Source organism: Paenibacillus sp. J22R3 (assembly GCF_056269305.1).
This window is the reverse complement of the sequence record NZ_JBWDNS010000002.1, coordinates 933,645-953,060: the sequence shown is the minus strand read 5'-3', so window position 1 is coordinate 953,060 and position 19,416 is coordinate 933,645. Positions and strand designations below refer to the sequence as shown.

Annotated in this window: 18 protein-coding genes and 2 pseudogenes; 2 read left to right on the top strand and 18 right to left on the bottom strand. The window is 48.5% G+C overall.

Annotation, left to right across the window (positions count from 1 at the left end; translation table 11 throughout):
• Positions 1-15 precede the first annotated feature (15 nt).
• A complete protein-coding gene (locus tag AC0YN4_RS12350; RefSeq protein WP_475781758.1) occupies positions 16-954 on the bottom strand; it encodes a phosphate ABC transporter substrate-binding protein PstS family protein in 939 nt (312 codons plus the stop codon).
• Between the two features lie 186 nt (positions 955-1,140).
• On the opposite strand from AC0YN4_RS12350, the gene AC0YN4_RS12345 reads away from it, so the two are divergent.
• Entirely contained in the window at positions 1,141-2,058 is a 918-nt protein-coding gene (locus AC0YN4_RS12345; RefSeq protein WP_475781757.1) for a LysR family transcriptional regulator, read from the top strand.
• A 70-nt stretch (positions 2,059-2,128) separates the two neighbouring features.
• On the opposite strand, the gene phoU is transcribed toward AC0YN4_RS12345, so the two are convergent.
• The 13 genes and pseudogenes from phoU to AC0YN4_RS12280 all read right to left on the bottom strand — a co-directional run bounded on the left by phoU (position 2,129) and on the right by AC0YN4_RS12280 (position 14,421).
• The gene (gene phoU / locus AC0YN4_RS12340) at positions 2,129-2,788 is read right to left on the bottom strand and encodes a phosphate signaling complex protein PhoU (protein WP_475781891.1); all 660 of its coding nucleotides are present in this window, start codon (positions 2,786-2,788) and stop codon (positions 2,129-2,131) included.
• A 35-nt stretch (positions 2,789-2,823) separates the two neighbouring features.
• Positions 2,824-3,594, bottom strand: a complete 771-nt coding sequence (pstB, locus tag AC0YN4_RS12335; protein WP_090981581.1) for a phosphate ABC transporter ATP-binding protein PstB — start codon at positions 3,592-3,594, stop codon at positions 2,824-2,826.
• Positions 3,595-3,711: 117 nt separating this feature from the next.
• Positions 3,712-4,119, bottom strand: a pseudogene (locus tag AC0YN4_RS12330) (methyl-accepting chemotaxis protein); the annotation flags it as partial.
• Between the two features lie 300 nt (positions 4,120-4,419).
• Positions 4,420-4,563: pseudogene (locus AC0YN4_RS12325) on the bottom strand (CBS domain-containing protein); the annotation flags it as partial.
• A gap of 348 nt (positions 4,564-4,911) precedes the next feature.
• Positions 4,912-5,814 carry a phosphate ABC transporter permease PstA gene (gene pstA, locus AC0YN4_RS12320; protein ID WP_475835903.1) on the bottom strand — a complete coding sequence of 301 codons (903 nt, stop codon included), beginning with the start codon at positions 5,812-5,814 and terminating at the stop codon, positions 4,912-4,914.
• Position 5,815: 1 nt separating this feature from the next.
• Positions 5,816-6,763, bottom strand: coding sequence for a phosphate ABC transporter permease subunit PstC (gene pstC / locus AC0YN4_RS12315; RefSeq protein ID WP_475781755.1), 948 nt, complete (start codon positions 6,761-6,763; stop codon positions 5,816-5,818).
• Positions 6,764-6,842: 79 nt separating this feature from the next.
• A complete protein-coding gene (locus tag AC0YN4_RS12310; RefSeq protein WP_475781754.1) occupies positions 6,843-7,700 on the bottom strand; it encodes a phosphate ABC transporter substrate-binding protein in 858 nt (285 codons plus the stop codon).
• A gap of 41 nt (positions 7,701-7,741) precedes the next feature.
• The gene (locus AC0YN4_RS12305) at positions 7,742-9,133 is read right to left on the bottom strand and encodes a stalk domain-containing protein (protein ID WP_475781753.1); all 1,392 of its coding nucleotides are present in this window, start codon (positions 9,131-9,133) and stop codon (positions 7,742-7,744) included.
• Positions 9,134-9,420: 287 nt separating this feature from the next.
• Complete coding sequence (locus tag AC0YN4_RS12300) at positions 9,421-10,272, bottom strand: hypothetical protein (protein ID WP_475781752.1); 852 nt, start codon at positions 10,270-10,272, stop codon at positions 9,421-9,423.
• Between the two features lie 102 nt (positions 10,273-10,374).
• Positions 10,375-10,815, bottom strand: a complete 441-nt coding sequence (locus AC0YN4_RS12295) for a hypothetical protein (protein WP_475781751.1) — start codon at positions 10,813-10,815, stop codon at positions 10,375-10,377.
• A 378-nt stretch (positions 10,816-11,193) separates the two neighbouring features.
• The gene (locus AC0YN4_RS12290; protein WP_475835902.1) at positions 11,194-12,735 is read right to left on the bottom strand and encodes an MDR family MFS transporter; all 1,542 of its coding nucleotides are present in this window, start codon (positions 12,733-12,735) and stop codon (positions 11,194-11,196) included.
• A gap of 56 nt (positions 12,736-12,791) precedes the next feature.
• Positions 12,792-13,418, bottom strand: a complete 627-nt coding sequence (locus AC0YN4_RS12285; RefSeq protein ID WP_475835901.1) for a PadR family transcriptional regulator — start codon at positions 13,416-13,418, stop codon at positions 12,792-12,794.
• 157 nt (positions 13,419-13,575) lie between these two features.
• A complete protein-coding gene (locus AC0YN4_RS12280; protein ID WP_475835900.1) occupies positions 13,576-14,421 on the bottom strand; it encodes an amidohydrolase family protein in 846 nt (281 codons plus the stop codon).
• Positions 14,422-14,543: 122 nt separating this feature from the next.
• Between AC0YN4_RS12280 and AC0YN4_RS12275 the strand changes: the two genes are divergently transcribed.
• Positions 14,544-15,302, top strand: coding sequence for an endonuclease/exonuclease/phosphatase family protein (locus AC0YN4_RS12275; RefSeq protein ID WP_475781890.1), 759 nt, complete (start codon positions 14,544-14,546; stop codon positions 15,300-15,302).
• 58 nt (positions 15,303-15,360) lie between these two features.
• Here AC0YN4_RS12275 and AC0YN4_RS12270 read toward each other — a convergent pair whose 3' ends face one another.
• From AC0YN4_RS12270 to AC0YN4_RS12255, 4 genes are all read right to left on the bottom strand, one after another.
• A complete protein-coding gene (locus AC0YN4_RS12270) occupies positions 15,361-16,269 on the bottom strand; it encodes a fumarylacetoacetate hydrolase family protein (RefSeq protein WP_475781747.1) in 909 nt (302 codons plus the stop codon).
• A 57-nt stretch (positions 16,270-16,326) separates the two neighbouring features.
• Positions 16,327-17,100, bottom strand: a complete 774-nt coding sequence (locus tag AC0YN4_RS12265; protein WP_475835899.1) for an SDR family NAD(P)-dependent oxidoreductase — start codon at positions 17,098-17,100, stop codon at positions 16,327-16,329.
• Between the two features lie 13 nt (positions 17,101-17,113).
• Positions 17,114-17,899: an IclR family transcriptional regulator gene (locus AC0YN4_RS12260; protein WP_475835898.1), complete on the bottom strand. Its 786-nt coding sequence runs from the start codon at positions 17,897-17,899 to the stop codon at positions 17,114-17,116.
• Positions 17,900-18,645: 746 nt separating this feature from the next.
• Complete coding sequence (locus AC0YN4_RS12255; protein WP_475781744.1) at positions 18,646-19,347, bottom strand: stalk domain-containing protein; 702 nt, start codon at positions 19,345-19,347, stop codon at positions 18,646-18,648.
• Positions 19,348-19,416: the final 69 nt, after the last annotated feature.

Below are 19,416 nucleotides of genomic sequence, written 5' to 3'. Positions count from 1 at the left end.
TTTGTTTAGGATTACTTATTTCGTGATATTGCCGTCAACATCGCGTTTCACTTGCATTTTATTCATTGGAATGTAACCAAGCTCTACAACATCACCGTTTTGAACTTCATCGCTAGTCATGTAATCAAGGAATGCTTTAGTTGCTGCATCCGGCTCGCCTTTCGTGTACATGTGCTCATAAGCCCATACCGGATAAGTTCCGGACACGATGTTTTCTTCTTTAGCTTCTACGCCTTCATATTTCACTGTTTTTACAGTGTCATCGATGTAGGAAAGGGCAAGGTAACCGATAGCGCCCGGTGTTTCTGCAACAAGCTTCTTAACTGTACCTGAGGAATCTTCTTGGATAGAGCCTTGAACATCTTCGGATTTCGTGCCAAGCGCGTATTTCTCAAACGTTTTACGTGTGCCTGAGCTGCCCGGACGGTTAACGATTGTGATTTTCTCATCTGCGCCGCCGACTTCTTTCCAGTTCTTCACTTTACCAGTGAAGATGTCAACAAGCTGTTGTTTAGTCAGGTTGTCTACTGCGATGTCTTTATTGATTACAGTTGCCATAGCTACAACTGCTACTTGATGGTCAACCAATTCTTTGGCTTTGTCTGCGTCAGCATCCGTGAACTTCTCTTCAGCGAAGATATCGGAGTTACCGATTGTTGCTTGACCGCCGGATACTTGAGTCAGCCCTGTACCGCTGCCGCCACCTTGAACTTGAACGGTAACGCCGGAGTATTTCGCGTCTTCCATGAACTTCTTGGACACTTGTTCAACCAGTGGTTGAAGTGCCGATGATCCCGTTGCAAGAATGGAACCGCTTAGTGCTTCACCTGCGCCTGCGTTATTCGTACCGCTATTTTGTGAGTTGGAGTTCGTGCTCTCCTCGTTCTTCGAGCCGCAAGCCGCCAAACCGATTGTCAACATCAGAGCTACAACAATTAGTAATGCCTTTTTCATTTCAGTTCTTTTCTCCTTCCGCTCCTGCGCGGTTATTTGTTTTACAAGACTTAGTATAGACGTCACGTATTAATCGTATATTTTCGAAGTGTTAACGGAATGCAAAAACTACATAGATGAATTGTATATAGTGAGTGGTTATTATAGAATAAATAAATAATAACTCGTTACTGGAGCGCATATATTATGAATATATTAAGATTGCAGATTTTGGTATTGATTGAGCGGCTCCGTAAGGTGACTGCCGTTGCCGATGAGCTCGGAATTAAGCAGCCAACCGTCAGCTTTCATATGAAGAAGCTTGAGGAAGAATGGGGAACGCCGCTCTTCGAGATGAAGACAGGGAAGGTCATGCTCACGGAATCCGGAAAACTGCTGTATCAGTATGCCGAAGGCATTGACCGTCTGTATCGCGAGGCACAGGAACGGTTCGCATCGTATCGCCAAGATGGGAAACATCAATATATAATCGGCTGTACGGATGCCGCTTCCTCTGTCCTATTCAGCGGAAATTGGTATCGGCTCGCTGCGGAAGCATCCACTTTACAGATCAACCTGGTCACCGGCGAAACCGACCGTTTATTCGAGCAGCTTCATGCAGGCAAGCTTGACCTTATTGTGTACGGACATTCGCCGCGTTATGAGCGTGAGCTGCAAAGCTGTCAATCGGAGCTGTTGCTTGAGGATCGGCTATCGCTATATACGACTAAGGCACATCCATTACTTGATGTGCGCGACAACAACACGTCCACGTTTCTGCTTCATGGTCAAGCTTATGTCAAGCTTGCAGATCCCTCCATTGAAGATGCGCTGAGTAACTGGTCCGCCAACGAACAACTTAAGCTCATCAGTCCACTGACTACGGATCGCATCGACTTAGCCTTGAACGCAGTTCGAGCCGGTTCTTTACTGGCCTTTCTCCCCAGCCTTGCAGCACCTCAATTGCCCGGAGGTCTTCTTCGACTTCCGCTGCCAGGTCAACCGCAAGCTTGGAAGCTGGTTGCCGCTTGGCGTTCCGATTATTGGAATCCATCGCAGCAGCAGCGCATGGTCTCTTTGCTTAAAGAGCTCCCTAAGCTGCAAAAAGCAGCCGATTCGAAGTAAAGATGCGCTTCGAATCGGCTGCTTTATGGGCATGCTATAGAGAATATTAGTGCTGCTTGATCATTAAGAATTAAGAGTTCAAATCAGGTCTTGAGCCTGTTACCAGGTATACAACCGATTCCCCAATGTTCGTTGCATGATCCGCAAAACGTTCGATGTAACGTCCTACGAAGCTAAGCAGATTGGCCTGGGAGATCGTTTTCGGATTTTCCATCATGAGCGAGAACAGCTCGCGGATGATCTGTGAATAAAGCGCATCGACCAGGTCATCGTCTTTGGCCATTTTATAAGCCATGTTGACATTCTCTTGTACGAACGATTGAATCGCTTCGTAAGTCATCATCTGTACGATCTGCGTCATGCGCGGCAAATCAATCAATGGTTTGATCAATACTTGCCCTTCCAATCTCAGCACGACTTTGGCTACGTCTACGGCCAGATCGGCCATGCGCTCAAGATCGGAGGCAATCCGGAAAGCGACCAGGATACGTCTTAAATCCTTAGCAACCGGCTGCTGAGTAGCAATTAGCATCGCACCCAGTTCCGAAATTTTCTCTTCGATCTTATTGATCGATTTGTCATCTTGAATGATTTGCTTTGCAGCAGGCACATCGATCGTTTCCAGTGCGTCCATCGCCTTCGCGATAACCGCTTCTACCCGTTGACCCATTTGTACGATCAGCTCGTTCAATTCCTCGAGTCCATGATCAAATTCTTTGCGCTTCGTCATCATCGCTTAAATGCTCTCCCTCTGTGGTTTAGGAATTAGCCGAAACGGCCGCTAATGTAATCTTCCGTACGTTGATCGCGTGGATTCGAGAACAGCTTCTCTGTCTCTGAGAACTCCACCACTTCACCGTTTAGGAAGAATACCGTCTGGTTGGAAACACGAGCCGCTTGATGCATGTTGTGTGTAACCATGACGATTGTATATTTATCTTTCAGCTCTTGTGCCAATTCTTCGATCTTCAGGGTCGAGATCGGATCAAGTGCAGAAGTCGCTTCGTCCATAAGCAGGATGTCAGGGTTGACGGCAATTGCACGCGCAATGCAGAGTCGCTGCTGTTGTCCGCCGGATAGGCTAAGCGCGGAACGCTTCAGGTAATCCTTTACTTCGTCCCACAAAACAGCGGAACGAAGGCTGGATTCCACGATTTCATCCAACTTTTGTTTGCTGCGAATGCCGTGCAAGCGCGGGCCGTACGCTACGTTATCATAAATGGATTTCGGGAATGGATTCGGCTGTTGGAATACCATGCCGACTTTCTTGCGCAGTGTCTCCACGTCCACTTCTTTCGAATAGATGTCCGCACCGCCGATTGTGATTTTGCCTTCGATTCTTGTGCCTGGAATCATGTCATTCATCCGGTTAAGCGTACGAAGCAGCGTTGATTTACCGCAGCCCGATGGTCCTATGAAAGCGGTGATCGCTTTCTCCGGAATATCCATCGATACGTCCTTCAAGGCGTGGAATTGACCATAATGTAAATTTAATTTATGAATATCGATCAAAGTCTGGGAAGCTGTTGATTGCATGGCATATTCCTCCGTATTGGGTGGACTGGTTAACCGTCCGATTCAGGCCTACCTTGAACTAGGATAGCGTGAATTTGTTTATCTAATATGTTCGTTTTGTAAACGCAGTATTAAAATTCACTCTTTCACTTGCAAATCTTGAATCAATTGCTTCATTTGCTCCGTTACACGCTGCGATTGCAAGTAGGCTTGGTTCGACAGCTTGCCGATCTCACTCGAGCTGTTGCTGCTGCCGGCAGCTGCATGGAACAGCTGTTGGAATACGTCCGCTGCTTCTTTTATGTACACTTGACTCGTATCTGCTTCCGTCTTGCCTAGACTGACCAAATGAACCGTTTCCTTGACCGCTTCCATAATGGAGCCAATCAGCCGATTAATATCCTCTGCGGATTCTTTCGTCTGCGTAGCCAATTTCCGAACCTCATCGGCCACAACCGCAAAGCCTCTCCCATGCTCACCGGCACGAGCCGCTTCGATCGCGGCATTAACCGCAAGTAAATTACATTGATCCGCAAGTCCGCGAATCAGCTTTGACACCTTATCAATCGATCCGGCACGATCTTGCAAATCGCTGATTTGACTTTCCTGAACATCTGTACGATTCGTCAGATTATGAAAGGCCTTCGACACTTTATCGAGCTCGTTCTTGCCTTTGAGCGTCAAATCCAGCATTTCTCTCGACATCGATTCGCCTAGCTGTGAAGCTTCCTGCACATGAACGATGGAACGGTCGATTTCTTCGATCATCACTTCCGCACCGTGGATCATGTTCACTTGTGCCTTCACACTTCGCTGCTGGAGTAATCGGGACATTTTCAGCAAATCCGCCATGGTCAGCATACCGATGAAACGATCATTCTCCGTTACTAGCACACAGTCGTACAACGTTTTCTCTTCACGACCTAACGCACGATCAAGCAGCTCCTGTATGGAAACGCCTTGATGCACGATGAGCGGCTGACGATCCATAAGCTTCGCAATGGAACGGCCGTAATACAGCTCTCTGCCGAATCGATGCGTCTGGATGATGGTAAGTTTATTTCGCATAACAAGTCCAATCGGTCGCTCCATGTCATCGCAAACCACAACACATTCATGATCCGGCGTTAACGCGAATTGCGAAATGACATCCTGGCAAGTGTGAGATACGTTCACGATTGCTGCTTCCCTAATGAAAGCTGTCAATAATGCATGATCTGAAGTCTTTACCTGAGCTTCTGCAGTCGGCATATTCGTAAGTAGTTCTTCAGTTGTCAGCCGTTCCAATACAGCAATAGTCATACATATCTCTCCTTTCAGTGAGGCAAGCTTGCGAAATTAACGGGATCTGCGCGCGTTCAGCCACAGCGGGACACGGAAGACAATATTAATGAGCAGGACGACGAAGACAAGTACGGCAGCAGCTTTCTCAGCGATTAGCTGTGCATCCGGGACGATGGCTTCAGACTGTACATACCAGAGGTGAACCGCAAGTGTAGCGCCGGGCGAGAACAAGCTGAAATCCCACATCTCACCGGAAGAAGAAACGCCGGCAGTCAGGATGATAACGGCACTCTCACCGAAGGCACGACCAGCAGTCAGACAGATACCGGTAATAATACCGTTCAATGCAACCGGAACAAGGACGCGGAAGATCGTTTGCAGATGAGTGCTTCCGAGGGCGAACGAAGCATGCTTCATCTCTTTCGGTACCGCACGAATCGCTTCTTCCGTTACCCGTGTCAGAACCGGCAGGTTCAAGAAGGCTAAGCTGACAGCACCGCCAATGATCGTAAGGCCAACATCAAATGCTTCAACAAACAACGCGATTCCAAACAGACCGAAAATAATCGAAGGTACGGAAGCAAGTCCTTCTACGCAAATCCGGATAAAAGCGATAAACTTCGTCGCTGGCGCGAACTCAGCCAAGTAGATACCGGCTGCCATCCCAAGCGGAATCGAAATCACCAGTGATATTGCAAGCACATAGAACGAGTTGAAGATTAACGGGCCGATACCGCCGCCCTCTTCCATCTCACTCGGAAGTCCGTACAAGAAGCCCCAATCGAGTTCCGGGAGTCCTTTTTGCAAAATCAAGAACAGCAGTCCACAAATGAATAGTATCGTGCACAACCCGATCGTCCATACAACGAAAGTAAACAGCCGGTTGCTCAGATGATTGAAACCTCTGCGTGCCGCAAACGGATTAGGAATAGAAGTCGTCCCTTTGCCTGTACTCATGTTATGATTTCACTCCTCTGCCTTGGAATAGCCTTACGATTACGATCATGAGGAGCGAGATAATGAGCAGGATAAAGCCCATCATATATAGCGCGTAGTTCCAAGTGGAATCAAACGGGACATTCGCGATTTGCATAACGATATTACTGGTCAATACAGCCGTCGGCTTGAACAGTGCATCCGCGAGCTGAGGGGTATTACCGATTACCATTACAACAGCCATCGTTTCACCGATTGCGCGTGCCATACCGAGAATAACTGCGTACATGATGCCGCTCTTCGCAGCAGGCAGTACGACTCTTACGATGGTTTGAAATCTAGTTGAACCCAGTGCATACGAAGCATCCCTGAATTTCTTCGGAACCGCTACGATGGAATCATCCGTGATCCGGCTGATGGTCGGCAATGTCATAATCGTGAGCACGATAGCCGCCGCTAGAATACCATCGCCCATATTCGTTCCTGTTACGGTACGGAGCATTGGGATAAGAACAGTCATACCAAGAAAACCGTAGACTACCGAAGGAATACCTACGAGCAAATCAAGTACAGGGCGCAGCATCGTCTTGAGCCATGCCGGCGTCATTTCGGATAAGAAGATTGCAATTATGACAGACAGCGGTACGGAAATCACCATTGTCAGCAGGGTTAAGGCGAATGTACCGAATATAAAGATAAATGCGCCGTATTGATCATTCTCAGGTACCCATTCAGTGGAGAAGAAGAAATCTTTCACGGAAACCGTCTCGAACGTAAGTACGCCCGTGCGGCCCATCAGGAACAAAATCGAGAATAGAATAACACATACGAAGACAGCACTTGCGATACAGATCATGCGAAACGTACGGTTATAGAACGAAAGCCGTGCTTTGCGGCTGAATTTGCGACCGGATGAATTCTCAAGGCTACGTCCCAATTCGCTGGATACAGGGATGTCCATCATGCTCATGACGCTGCTCTCCTTTCAAGTGTTCAAAGTTAGAGCCGGCCTCGCAATTGTTAATGCGATAAGCCGGCTCCGCTACATCTTATTTCATGGCCGAGATCGGGATAAATTTAAGCTTCTTAAGCGATCCGGTTTGGAACTTCTTGCTCTGTACGTAGTCGATGAATGCTTTAGTAGCGCCAGTTGGTTGGCCTTTTGTCATGTAGTAACCGTAGCCCCACACTTTGTAAGTACCGTTGATTACGTTAGCTTCTGTTGGAGCAACGTTGTTGATTTTAAGCCCAGTCATTTTGCTTGTCACATAGACAAGGTCGATATAACCGATTGCGTTTGGCGTCGTTTCGATGGCTGTTTTCATGTCACCGCTCGACTTCACTTCTTTATAGTTAGAACCTTTTGTCATGAAATCAGTACCATTTAGCGCCTTCATTTGGAAGTTAACGCGTGTACCGGAACCGAATGCACGGTTTACTACGATAATGTCCTTGTCTGCTCCGCCAACTTCTTTCCAGTTGGTAATTTTACCGGAGAAGATACCTTGCAGCTGCTCCGTGGACAAGCTGCTAATGCCAACGTTGCTGTTTGTGATTGCTGCGAATGGAATAACGGCTACTTTATTAGCAACTTGACCTGTGAAAGCTTTGAAACCCGGTACATCTTTCGTGGCATCCCAGTCAACAGCGCCGATGTCAGCAATACCTTTACGAACCGATTGAGGACCCGTGATGGAACCTGCAGCCGATGCGGAGATTCTAACTTTCGGGTTCAGCTTCTTGAACTCGTTAGCAGCTTGCAGTGTCAATGGCAGAAGTGCCGATGAACCATTGATTACGATGCGGCCGCTCAATTTGCTGGAAGCACTCGCAACGGATACGGAACCGAATGCGACTGTAAGTGCGATAAGGGCGAAGCTTAAACTTTTAAACCATTTTGTTTTCATCTGTGGAAGTTCTCCTCTCAATTTAGAACACTGGAATTGAATTAGTTCGTTACTTTCTTAAGGCCGCTCTCCGATTTCACATAAACTGCATCGTCCATCACGAAAGCAATTGGTGTTCCTGCTGCAGCTACAACTTCACTTACGTTGCCTTCTACTTTGCCAAGCGTTGTTACAGCGCCAGTTGCGATGTTTACTTCATAAGCGCTTGTAACGTCCGCGGAATCAGCAAGTACATAGATTTTGTCGCCGGCTTGTGTAGCTTGAAGGACGTCTTTATCGCCGATCAGCTTCGTTACGGTTTTGTCCAATGCTACGGCTACAAGGGAAGATGGCTTGTTGTCTTCAACGCTCACATAGAAAGCTTTGCTGCCGTCTGCTGCTGCGCCTACGAACACTTTGTCATCTGTTGTTGTTGTCAATTTCACGGGCTTGTTTGTACTTGCCGAGAAATCAAAGCTGTAAAGCTGCGGCTCCGTACCTGTGTTGTCGATTGCTACATCATCAGCATCAACCGGCTTATTAGCATCAGCAGTTACTGCACCCGGTTTGATAACCGTGTAGAAGAACTTCTTGCCGTCAGCGGAAACAGCCAGTCCGGATTTGTAATCGACTTTGTCATCCAATACTTTCGTAATGGAACCATCAGCAACGTTCATCTTAGCGACCACGGAGCCTTTGTCACCTTGCAGGAAGTAGATTGCGGAGCTGTCCGCCGACCAAACCAACTCAGGTTTAATGGAGTTATCTGACGATACCACTTTAGCAGCTGGGAACTTGCCAGCAAGATCGATGATATTTACGATGCCATCGCCGTCTGTGTAAACAGCAAGCTTACCGTTAGGAGATACAGTCAGATCAGAAGCCGTTGTAGAAACCAACAATTGTGTATATGCACCTGTGTGAGCGTTAACGATATAGTCAATACGGCCTTCTTCAGTCAATTGGGATGCCAGCAAACGATCCGCATCAATCCAGCGGATGTCATCCGCGTGGATCTTAGCTACGGCATCAATTGCGATCTTGCCGGAAGCATCTGTCGAAGAATCAACGCCAAACGCGCTTACGAAGTCTTCAAGAGATACATAATAGCTGCCATTTACGCTTTGTACAGCTTCTTGCAAACTTACTGCTTCGCCATCAACCAATGCTGCGTTCGAACCTGCATGAAGCTCGATTGCGTGGTTGTTGAAGTATGCCGTTACGCCCGATTTAACATTGACCATGAATTGCACGCCTGCCGCTGTTCCCAAATCTCTCAGCGCGTATAGCACTGTGTTGTTTGCTTGGATGGAACGGACATGGAATGCCGTGTCATTGATTGTGAGATCTACCGTCGATGCGTTTGTTACGGATGCGGCGGAGACTACACTCACTGCCGAAGTACTCAGTGCTGCGGCAAGTGCGGAAATCATTAGCGTTTTTTTCATAGACATTTAGCTCGTATCACCCTTCTGGAATGGTTTATTGTCGTTTTCGTTATGTACAATTCTGATTATAAGTACCCATTGTAAAGCGGCAGTTAATGGTGCGGCTGGTATTGTAAAGCAGCGGTTAATGTATTGTGAAGCATTTGTTAAGATGTGCCATTTGGCCTAATGGATCGGTTTAGACAATCAAAAGATTGGGTAAACAGCTTTCAACTTTCGACCGCGCCAAAAAAGCCGCCTCTCCCAGCCTGTCGGCATTGGAGAAACGGCTCTGTTATAAGTAATGGAATCTCTTAAGTGGGTCTCGACTTTGTAAAGTTAATAATCTTACTCGTTAAATAACCCCCGTTGCTGATCCCGATTAACCCAACAAGCTCTTCCGGCAGTGCGGGAAACCGATCTATTGCTGCGAGATCTTGCGTCATCAGGGTTGAGTAAATGGTCACAGAATAGACCGTCAATGCCATCATTGTAAACAGAAACATCTGCACTTTGGCGATATCGATGTACGCATGGTTTTGCATTTCTTCCCCTTCAAATATATCGCTGAACTGCGCGTCTTTGTAAGAGGGATTCGCATAAAGGGTACCTTGCATGCTCGTTTCGATTTCTTGCGTGCTCTTGTTATAGGCCTCAGCGGCGCTTTGCACAAGTTGAACCTTAAGGGAGTCATCAATTGCGCGGTTCTTCTTCGCTCCATTAATCATGGGGCTGAAGATCGCTGACACACTGCTGATGCCCATCAGAGCAAGGACAGTCGAATCAAACTTAAGCTGCAGCGGATGTTCCGGATGGAGTGCGAGATTCCCTACAAGGACGGTAAAATAAGTCGATGTGAAGAGCACCGTCCATAGCGTGATTTGCAGCCTGGACAGACTCATGAGGTTGCGTTCATTAATGAGGATGCCAAGCGGATGGTTCAGCTTGCCTTTGCCAATGGCGAAGATCATATATAGCTCGGATAGAATGACGGCAGACAGATTATACCCTTTAGGCAGAAACCAGGCACTGAGGAACGCAAGCACAAGTGCAATTGTCAAGTGAATGGTTACTTGTGTAGAATTCCATTGGGGCGGTGAGCTCGGCAGCGGATTGTGTCCACTTATTGTGGAGCTTGTTTGCGGCGGCACTGCATTGTCGGGCATAGATCCCCTCCTCCTTTGGTCCTAAATTTACCAGAAGGAGGGCGAATATACTGTCAGTCGGTGAAGTCGAATTCAGTCGATTGGGGGACCGGAGTTTGACGGCTAATCGGTCTGATCAATCAGCCATTCGTTGTTTTCTTGCTTCAAGACGTACATGATCGTTGTAATCATCGGCTTCTTCTCTAATTTACTGTCCACATCTACATATGCCACATATTCGCCACTGCGGTTTTTGCCCACGTTGCGTAATTTAGCTTCAACTACACGAAATCCAGGCGTGAACTCGCTGACTCTGGCTTTATAGCCGGATGTCAGAATTCCCTTATTCGCGGCATTATCCTCTTCATTCATATAATTGATATTTCTATTAATAAGCTTCACGCATTGTAATAGCTCACCTTCATAATCACGCTCATCAATATAGATGACTTGCTTGCCTTCCGGAGATGATGTCGAAGCCGGCTCGGCTTGTGCGCTTTGTCCTAAAATCGCCGCGATGAGGATGAAGGTCATCAGCGCGGTTGCTACTCTATTGCCTTTCATATCTTTATTAGCCTCCCTTTGTTATTCAATATGAACAAGAAGAGAGTATCTTAATCCTGTGAAGTGATAATAGCTGCAAGCAGCTGCTTCAGCTCTGATCAGCTGATTGTTGCCTTTTATGCAACATTTCTCGAGAAAAAGAGGGCTCATTGCGAAATTATTGCCTATTCTGCAACATATACTCCCGTTATCGCCATTTGGCGGCCAATCTGATTAGAATTGTTGCATTTCCTGCAACATATAGGTACGTATGAACGCTTAGTAGGGGGAAATGTTGTCTTTAATGCAACAATTCATTAGCAAGTCTGCACAGACCACTCAATAAAAAAACTGCCTCAAACGTCGCAAGTTGCGCGTTTTGAGGCAGCTCTGTGTTAATTAATGCGAGGATGAGCCGTATTCACTGCTCTCCGCCATAGCGTCGAGCTTCTGCCGTCCCATGAAGAACGCGAATGCAAGGGCAAGCACGGATGGAATGATCGCCCACATGAAGGTGTAGGTGATCGAAGATGACAATGCACCTACGATCTTATCCAGCACATCAGCCGGGATCTGCTCCCTCGTTTCCGGTGTCAGAATGGCACGCGGGTCGCTGAGATCAAGACCTGCCGGCAGTGCAGCCCCGTCGCCTCCCGCTCCGGCGAAGGAGTCCTCCAATTTATTCGTCATCACATGGCTTTGGACGATACCGAATACGGTAATTCCGATGGTCATCCCAAGCGAGCGGAGGAAGTTAAGCGTTGCACTCGCCGCACCGCGCTCCCTTGGCGAGAAGGAGTAGATGGCTGCGTTGCTAAGTACCGAGAACGATGCTCCGATACCAAGACCGACCAATATCATAAACAACGTCACGATAAACCGCGTTGAATCAACGCCAAGGGTCGTCAGAAGCACGTTGCCAGCAACAAGAATTCCGAGGGTTGGAATCATAATGGAACGGAAAGTCATCTTCGTCATCAAGAAACCGCCGCCCGTCGCCGTAACGACCGTACCGAGCATCATCGGCAGCAGGACCATACCGGCATTCGTCGCTTTACCGCCGAGTACGCCTTGAATGAAGATCGGAATGTACACGGAAGCCGTAATGAAAGCGGCACCACTGAACATCGCTATGGCATTACTGCTCCAATACAGCCGTTTACGGAACATGTTAAACGAGATAATCGGCTCCGATACTTTACGTTCGATCATAATGAATGCAATCAGCAAGACGGCGAAGCCTGCAAACAAACCGATTATCATGGAAGAATCCCATGCATACTTCTTGCCGCCCAGCTCAAGCGCGAACATGAGGCACACGATACCGCCGACAAGAGTGAATGCGCCGCCCCAGTCGATCCGCTGTTTGGCATGCTCAACCGATTCTTTATAGAAGATAGCAATCATAAGGAAAGCAATCAGGCCAAGCGGCAGGTTGATGTAGAATATCCATTCCCATGCGATATAGTCCGTAATATACGCACCGAGAAGCGGTCCAAAGATACTCGACATACCGAATACGGCACCGAATAGGCCCCCCAGCTTACCGCGGCTCTCAAGAGGCACGGCATCGAACATGATGGTAAAAGCAATTGGCACCAGCGCGCCGCCGCCAATCCCTTGAATGGCACGGTAAATGCTAAGCTCGATAATCGAATGTGCGGTACCGCACAGAATAGAACCGAGCATAAAGGTTAATATCCCGAAGATAAAGAACCTTTTGCGCCCATACATATCGGACAGTTTACCGAAGATCGGCATGCCTGCCATTTCCGCAACCATATAAGCGGAAGTTACCCATACAAATTTGTCCATGCCGCCCAGGTCATGAACGATCGTACCCATCGCCGTTGCTACGATGGTGTTATCCATGGATGCCATAAGAATGCCAAGCAGCAAACCAGCGACAACAATACCAACATTACTTCGTTTTGCCATCATTGTGAGTTGTTCCCCTCCATTGTGTACATCATTGTTCTGTCTAGCCGGTTCATCTGTCATGCATCTGAGTCTTCGTCATCCATAGGTGTCGTATCGATCCACACCTGCTCCCCATCCTCCGGCCTCGTCAAGCTGCCATCCTTGATCTCACGGATAAATGATCGCAGCCAAGCAAGCTCTGATTCCAACTGGTTGACGATAAACTCCTGCTCAATAATGAATATCCGTGCAAGTCCTTGCGAAACCGCATAGTCGTTCCCGGCACGTCGCTGCACGATATCTTGCTGCACGAAGTTGATTCGCTGCTCCAAGAGAGCAGCCGTTTCCTTCGGTGAAATATGGCCGATAAACGATAATGCCACCGGTAATTGCGGATATTCTTTCACGGGGGCATAAATCAGCTCTCGGATCCAATCGTGAAACTCCGCAACGCCGGCATCCGTAGGTGCATAAATCGTCCGCTCGGGATGCTTCCCTTCCCGCTGGGTTTCCAGCGGCACGATCCACGCCTGCTTCAGCAGCGAATCTACTACCGAATAGAGCGAGCCGTTGTTGAGCTTGATCACATCCGGAATTCCGCGCTGTTTCATCGTGGCGGCAATTTCATACGGATGCATCGGTCGTTCATTAAGCAGCGATAAGACGGCTAGAGCCAGCATGTTACTTACTTTTCGTTTGGCCATCCTTCATTGACTCCCTTAAGTAACGATTCGATCTCGTATAGTCCATTTCGACTATACGGAATAGAATGCTTTCTGTCAACCGCCTGCAGCATGAGAAAATAAAAAAAACCTTGGGCTGATGAGCTATAGGATTAAGCTCCCCCAAGGTTTACATGTTCTATAGAGACAGTTTATAGAAAGTCGCCGCATTGCTGCCGTATAACGCCTCGCGTTCGCTTTGACTAAGCGTTGTTGGAAGTGCTTCATCCAGCACATCGCACACATCCTTGTAGCTTCCGGCGAGCAGACATACCGGCCAATCGCTGCCGAACATGATTCGTTCCGTGCCGAAGACCTCCACGATATGTCTTACGTAGCTCATAAATTGCTCCGGCTTCCAGTCATCATGCGCTGCTTCCGTAATCATGCCCGACAGCTTGCAATATACGCCCGGATATTGCGCAGCGATCTCGCTCATTTGCGTGGCCCAAGGCTCGAGTATGCCCTCGCGGATTTGCGGTTTACCAATATGATCGATAACGGCATGCAGATCCGGTACTTGCTTAAGCAATGCGAGCGTCGCAGGCAATTGATGCGAAACAATGAGCAAATCAACAGGAAGCTTGATCTCTGCCAAGTAACGAAGCGCCTCCAGCGATTGCGGATTCAGCGCCTCGAACGGATCGCTCATATCTTGAATCATCACGCGAATACCGACAAATTTGGGATGCTCTCGGAATTCGTCCAAGACGCTGCGCCAATTCGGATCTTGGAAATCCAGCCAGCCAACTACGCCGGCAATCGAATCCGCATCATCGCTGAGCGATAGCATAAAGGCTGTTTCTTCGTGGGTTGCCGCCGCTTGAACGACGATCGTACGCGTTACGCCGGCAGTCTTGAGCTCCGGTTCTAAATCCGCAGGTCCATAATCGCGGAATAATATCGGACCTGCTGCCGGTGTCAGCCAGCCATAGTCGCCGCGATCTAATTTCCAATAATGCTGGTGGGCATCAATTCTAATCATCGTTAACGGGCTCCTCTTTATATGAAATTTAGTTGAGAGTTGAAACGCTTCCATGTTATATTTTGGTTTCTTGGATCATCCATTTCATTGCTATTGATTGGAGGAATACGAACGTGAAGATCATGACGTTTAATCTGCGAGTCCATGTTGAATCCGATGGCGACAATGCATGGCCCTACCGGATTGAGGAAGCAGCCCAAGCGATTAAGCAAGCGGATGCGGATGTCGTTGGCACGCAGGAAGGTACCGCTGCGATGCTGCAGGATTTGCAGGCGCTGCTGCCTGATTATCGCTGGCTTGGCATCAGCCGCACCGGCCAGCTTGAAGGCGAATATTGCGCGATATTTTATCGGCATGCAAGGCTTGAGCCCGTAGAAAGCGGACATTTCGGATTGTCTGAGAATCCGCAGCAGCTAGGCTACACCAGTTGGAACTCCGCTTATCCCCGTATGTGCACCTGGACCAAGCTTCGTCAACAAAGCGGCGAGGAATGGGTCGTTTACAACACCCACTTGGACCATATCAGCGCTGAGGCTCGAACGAACGGCGTTAAGCTGATTGTGGAGCGAATGAAAGAGTCGTCTGCGCTTGCAGGTAATATCCCTGCCGTACTTACAGGAGATTTCAATTGCGGGCCTGACAGCGATGTCATCGGCGCCTTGAATGAGCTCGGACTTCTAAACGCCTACACAGCGCTTGCCGGAGATGCTGTTGGCCTCACCTTCCACGACTATCAAGGAGGAGAAGAAGGCGTACCGATCGATTATATTTTTGTCACGCCAAATGCCCTTGTTCATCAGGTTCATATTGACCGAAACCGCTATAATGACCGCTATCCTTCGGATCATTATCCGGTCGTAGCCACTGTCGAACGGCGTTAAATGGTTTCGCTCAGAAGAATTTCTTCAAAAAAGGAGTGCCGAGGCACTCCTTTTCACTTTATTCGGTGTCTGCTACGAAACGGTTCGTCAACGCACCCAGCTTCTCGATTTCAATCGTTACTTCGTCGCCCGGCTTCAAGTACACTTGCTGCTCCACCGGAAGTCCAAGCACAACCCCCTCAGGCGTCCCCGTCAGAATAACATCGCCCGGCACAAGCGTCATATGCTGCGACACATAGCTGACAATCTCATCGCAAGCGAAAATCATATCCGACGTATTGGAGTTCTGGCGCACTTCACCGTTTACGGTGGACTTGATCCACAGATCGTTCGGATTGCCAACTTCATCGGCAGTCACAAGGTAAGGACCGAGCGGGCTGAAATCATCGCAGGACTTGCCGAGCAGCCATTGCTGCGTACGGAGCTGCAGGTCACGCGCGGACAGATCGTTCACGGCGCAGTAGCCGAATACGTGGGAGAGAGCGTCTTCTTTGGCCACATACTTTGTTTTCTTACCGATAACGATAACAAGCTCCGCTTCGTAATCCAGCTTCTCCGTTACCTTCGGAACGGCGATATCTTTCAAATGGCCTGTCAGTGTGTTGTTGAATTTATTGAACAGAATCGGATAGGCCGGAATCGGCGCATTCGTTTCTTCTGCATGCTTGCGGTAGTTGAGCCCGATGCAAATGATTTTGTTCGGATGTGTGACGCATGGTCCCCATTCGATGTCGCTTTCTTGACGAACATAGGCTTCTCCGCCGGCCACTTGAAGGGATTCGATGTAGTTTCTAAGTGAAGCCGTTGCAGCGTCTCCGCCTTCAATGACGGCCATCACCGATGAAGGCACTTCTGCGTTTGCGCTTCCGGCAGCTGCCTGAAGAGCTGCTTCTACGTCGACAACACCGTTCTCTGTTACTACGCCAAGCGCATTACGACCTTGTTTGGAGATGCTAATGAGTTTCATAAGTGAATTGGCCTCCGATCTCATAGTGGGAATAAATTTAGAATTAGTTCGATAGAATTAAGCGTTCTTGCCGAAAACAACGCCGCCGTCCACGTAGAACGGAGAGCCCATCACGAACGAAGACTCATCAGATGCCAGGAACAACGCAGCTTTGGCAACATCCTCCGGCAAACCAAGCTCTTCGCTCAATTGGCGTTTCTTCAAACCTGCGATTGCCTGTTCGGGATCGGCATAAGAGGTTTTCAAGTAATTTTCTACGAATGGCGTCATGATTGTACCCGGTAGAAGGGCATTAACGCGAATATTGTATGGCGCGTAGTCAACTTGCATGGACTTCGTAAGCGCAAGGACAGCACCTTTAGTTGCGGCATAAGAAGCACGGCGTGCCAGTCCGATCTCCGCAATGCACGAAGACATGTTGATGATCGAGCCGACGCGACGCTCCATCATGTGAGGGATGACATATTTGGAAGGCAGGTAGACGCCGCGAATATTAACGTTAATGACGCGATCCCATGCTTCCGGCTCTATCTCATGCAGCAAGCCTACTCCGCTGATGCCCGCATTGTTGAAAAGCACGTCGATGACGCCATAATGAGCGATAATTTGATCGACCATGGCAGATACTTCAGCCGGGTTGGTGACGTCTGCACGGATGAAGATCGCTTCTCCGCCCGCTTCTTGAATCTCCTTCACCGTATCTGTCCCGTTCTGCTCAGACAAATCGTTAATGACCAGCTTTGCACCTTCCCGTGCAAACAATAATGCAGTGCTCTTCCCGATGCCCGAGCCCGAGCCTGTAATGAGAATTACTTTATTGTGCAATCGCATTCTCTCATCTCCCTCATAGGTTGTGGCTCGGCAGCGATAGTCGCTGCGCAAGCCCCTTCATTTCTTCGATGGCTTGGTTCGACTTGACTTCCCATTGGTGAAGCAGCATGGAACAGCTAACCGCAGCAGCTTGGTTCGCGTTCGTGCCGGCCATAATCGGAGCGGCCACACAGCGGAAACCCATGACTGACTCTTGGTCGTCTAAAGCGTAACCTTGCTTGCGAATGACATCCAATTGAGCAAACAGCTCGTCGCGATTGTCAATCGTATGGGGCGTCAGCTTCGGCAGATCAACCTGCGGGTACAGTGCGAGTCTTTCGTGCTCGCTTAGCTGCGAGAGCATGGCTTTGCCGAGTGCCGTAGCATGTGCGGGAAGCCGCATCCCCGGCTCGGATTGCAGCCGGACCGGCGAATTCGCTTCCACTTTGCCCATATACAGCACCTGGTCGTCGATGCGCTTCGCTAGCTGAATCGTTTCCTGCAGCCGATCTCGAACCGACACCGCTTCGTCCATGAAAAAAGGATGCAAATCATACTGCTTCAAATACGAGGAGCCGAATTCGGCAAAGGTATGTCCAAGCGTATACGTATCGCCTGCCGCCCGCTTCACCCAGCCGAGAGTTTCCATCGTGCTCAGCAAGGAGAACATCGAGCTCTTGTTGATTTCAAGCTTCATCGATAAGTCGATCAGCTTATGCTTGGCTGGCTCCTGTGCCAGAACAGTCAGCACTTTATCTGCTTTCTCCAGCGCAGGCACCCAGTATTTGCGTTCCTCAGACACGCCAATCGCCTCATCCATTGTTGATGAGTTGGTTCTGTATACAAAACCAACTTCTTTATATAAAACCCAATTCCTACTATCACTATAGCTCGCCCAGTAGGGAATTTCAATAAGAAATTTGGAGTTTTTAAGCACAAAAAAAGAGAGTGGATTCTCCACTCTCTCTCAGTCTGTCGAGAAACCCGTGTTGATACAACGTCGTTTTTTAGCTTCCCGTACGGTAGTTCTAAGTACCTCCGTGATGAGTGCATATTTTGTCGTCGCATTCTAACGCTAACGGTTGTGGCAGTGGTTATTTGCCATAAATTAGCCCTTTTTATAGTCTAACGGTTGCCAGCGAGCTTATTTAATCATTTTCCCCTTGGAATCGATCCATTTGTTGCAAATAACGACTGTGGCAACCGTTAGATTTTCAAAAAGGCTTATTTGTATGAAATAGCCACGCTGGCAACCGTTAAAATGTTATTCATGATGTATAGACAACAAAGCGGCTGCCCAGCGGATGCTAAACAACTCCACGGGTTTCGCTATTGCCGTTTGCGGGGATTACAACGTGATGGAACAAGCGTTGGTGACTGCCGCCCTACGGAACATGAAAAAGATCGCCCTCCATCTAGAACGGAGGGTTTAGGGGTAAAACCGTCCTTATGCTTGTATTTTTCACTCCAAAAAAACAAAGAGAAACCCACCGTTTAAAAAAACAGCAGCTTTCTCTACAATCTGAGAGTGGATACTCCACTCTCGCTGCTAACGCGGCCAACACATTACCTAAACGGACTCGGTTCCTGATTCAGTTTGAAGGTGCTGAGGAGGCGTTCCTGATCGATTTTATAGAACAGCTGGTTGTTAATCACTTCTGTTATTACGGTATAAGCCTTCGTGATCTGCTTGTACGTACTATCATCCCCGGGGTTGATGACATTGTAGCGTACCGCGACTTCATAGATCGGCCTGTTCGCTGAGTCTTTGCCCATCGTCCTGCCGTCTATGATCTTATAGCTCGAAATGCTGCGCATCGAAGAGCCGACCATCCCTGAGAATGGATGCCACACACGCACATCATCTTGAATTGCTTGCGCCGAGAGCAGTAATTTGAAATCTTCATCCGCATCATAGGAACTGGAAAACGCACCTTGAAGCGCAGCCATGTAGCGGTTCACTACATTAATAACGCTATTATATTGGATATAGCCGGGGAAGGAATCATCCTTCCATATCTCAACCGCACCGCTGCCTCCGCCCGTGATGCTGACTTCCTTCTTGGCCGAATTCCAAGCAACGTCACCGCCTAACTGTTCCGATACAATACGAAGCGGCACATATACGCGATCATCACGCAAGTATGCTCCGCTGTCTTTTACAGTTACCCCATTTATCTTCAACGACAATTGACCGGCAGCGTATACAGCAGTTCCGGTTACAAGTGAACAGACGACGCACAATATGGCGATCCATTTCTTCTTCATCACGACAACTCCTCGAAATTAATAATTCCTTTCTACTATGGACGCTTCTCAGCATCAAACAGTTGCGAG

Coding starts and splice junctions, on each gene's coding strand:
- AC0YN4_RS12350 (WP_475781758.1), bottom strand. CDS start 954: ATGAAAAAGGCATTACTAATTGTTGTAGCTCTGATGTTGACAATCGGT.
- AC0YN4_RS12345 (WP_475781757.1), top strand. CDS start 1,141: ATGAATATATTAAGATTGCAGATTTTGGTATTGATTGAGCGGCTCCGT.
- phoU (WP_475781891.1), bottom strand. CDS start 2,788: ATGACGAAGCGCAAAGAATTTGATCATGGACTCGAGGAATTGAACGAG.
- pstB (WP_090981581.1), bottom strand. CDS start 3,594: ATGCAATCAACAGCTTCCCAGACTTTGATCGATATTCATAAATTAAAT.
- pstA (WP_475835903.1), bottom strand. CDS start 5,814: ATGAGTACAGGCAAAGGGACGACTTCTATTCCTAATCCGTTTGCGGCA.
- pstC (WP_475781755.1), bottom strand. CDS start 6,763: ATGAGCATGATGGACATCCCTGTATCCAGCGAATTGGGACGTAGCCTT.
- AC0YN4_RS12310 (WP_475781754.1), bottom strand. CDS start 7,700: ATGAAAACAAAATGGTTTAAAAGTTTAAGCTTCGCCCTTATCGCACTT.
- AC0YN4_RS12305 (WP_475781753.1), bottom strand. CDS start 9,133: ATGTCTATGAAAAAAACGCTAATGATTTCCGCACTTGCCGCAGCACTG.
- AC0YN4_RS12300 (WP_475781752.1), bottom strand. CDS start 10,272: ATGCCCGACAATGCAGTGCCGCCGCAAACAAGCTCCACAATAAGTGGA.
- AC0YN4_RS12295 (WP_475781751.1), bottom strand. CDS start 10,815: ATGAAAGGCAATAGAGTAGCAACCGCGCTGATGACCTTCATCCTCATC.
- AC0YN4_RS12290 (WP_475835902.1), bottom strand. CDS start 12,735: ATGATGGCAAAACGAAGTAATGTTGGTATTGTTGTCGCTGGTTTGCTG.
- AC0YN4_RS12285 (WP_475835901.1), bottom strand. CDS start 13,418: ATGGCCAAACGAAAAGTAAGTAACATGCTGGCTCTAGCCGTCTTATCG.
- AC0YN4_RS12280 (WP_475835900.1), bottom strand. CDS start 14,421: ATGATTAGAATTGATGCCCACCAGCATTATTGGAAATTAGATCGCGGC.
- AC0YN4_RS12275 (WP_475781890.1), top strand. CDS start 14,544: ATGACGTTTAATCTGCGAGTCCATGTTGAATCCGATGGCGACAATGCA.
- AC0YN4_RS12270 (WP_475781747.1), bottom strand. CDS start 16,269: ATGAAACTCATTAGCATCTCCAAACAAGGTCGTAATGCGCTTGGCGTA.
- AC0YN4_RS12265 (WP_475835899.1), bottom strand. CDS start 17,100: ATGCGATTGCACAATAAAGTAATTCTCATTACAGGCTCGGGCTCGGGC.
- AC0YN4_RS12260 (WP_475835898.1), bottom strand. CDS start 17,899: ATGGATGAGGCGATTGGCGTGTCTGAGGAACGCAAATACTGGGTGCCT.
- AC0YN4_RS12255 (WP_475781744.1), bottom strand. CDS start 19,347: ATGAAGAAGAAATGGATCGCCATATTGTGCGTCGTCTGTTCACTTGTA.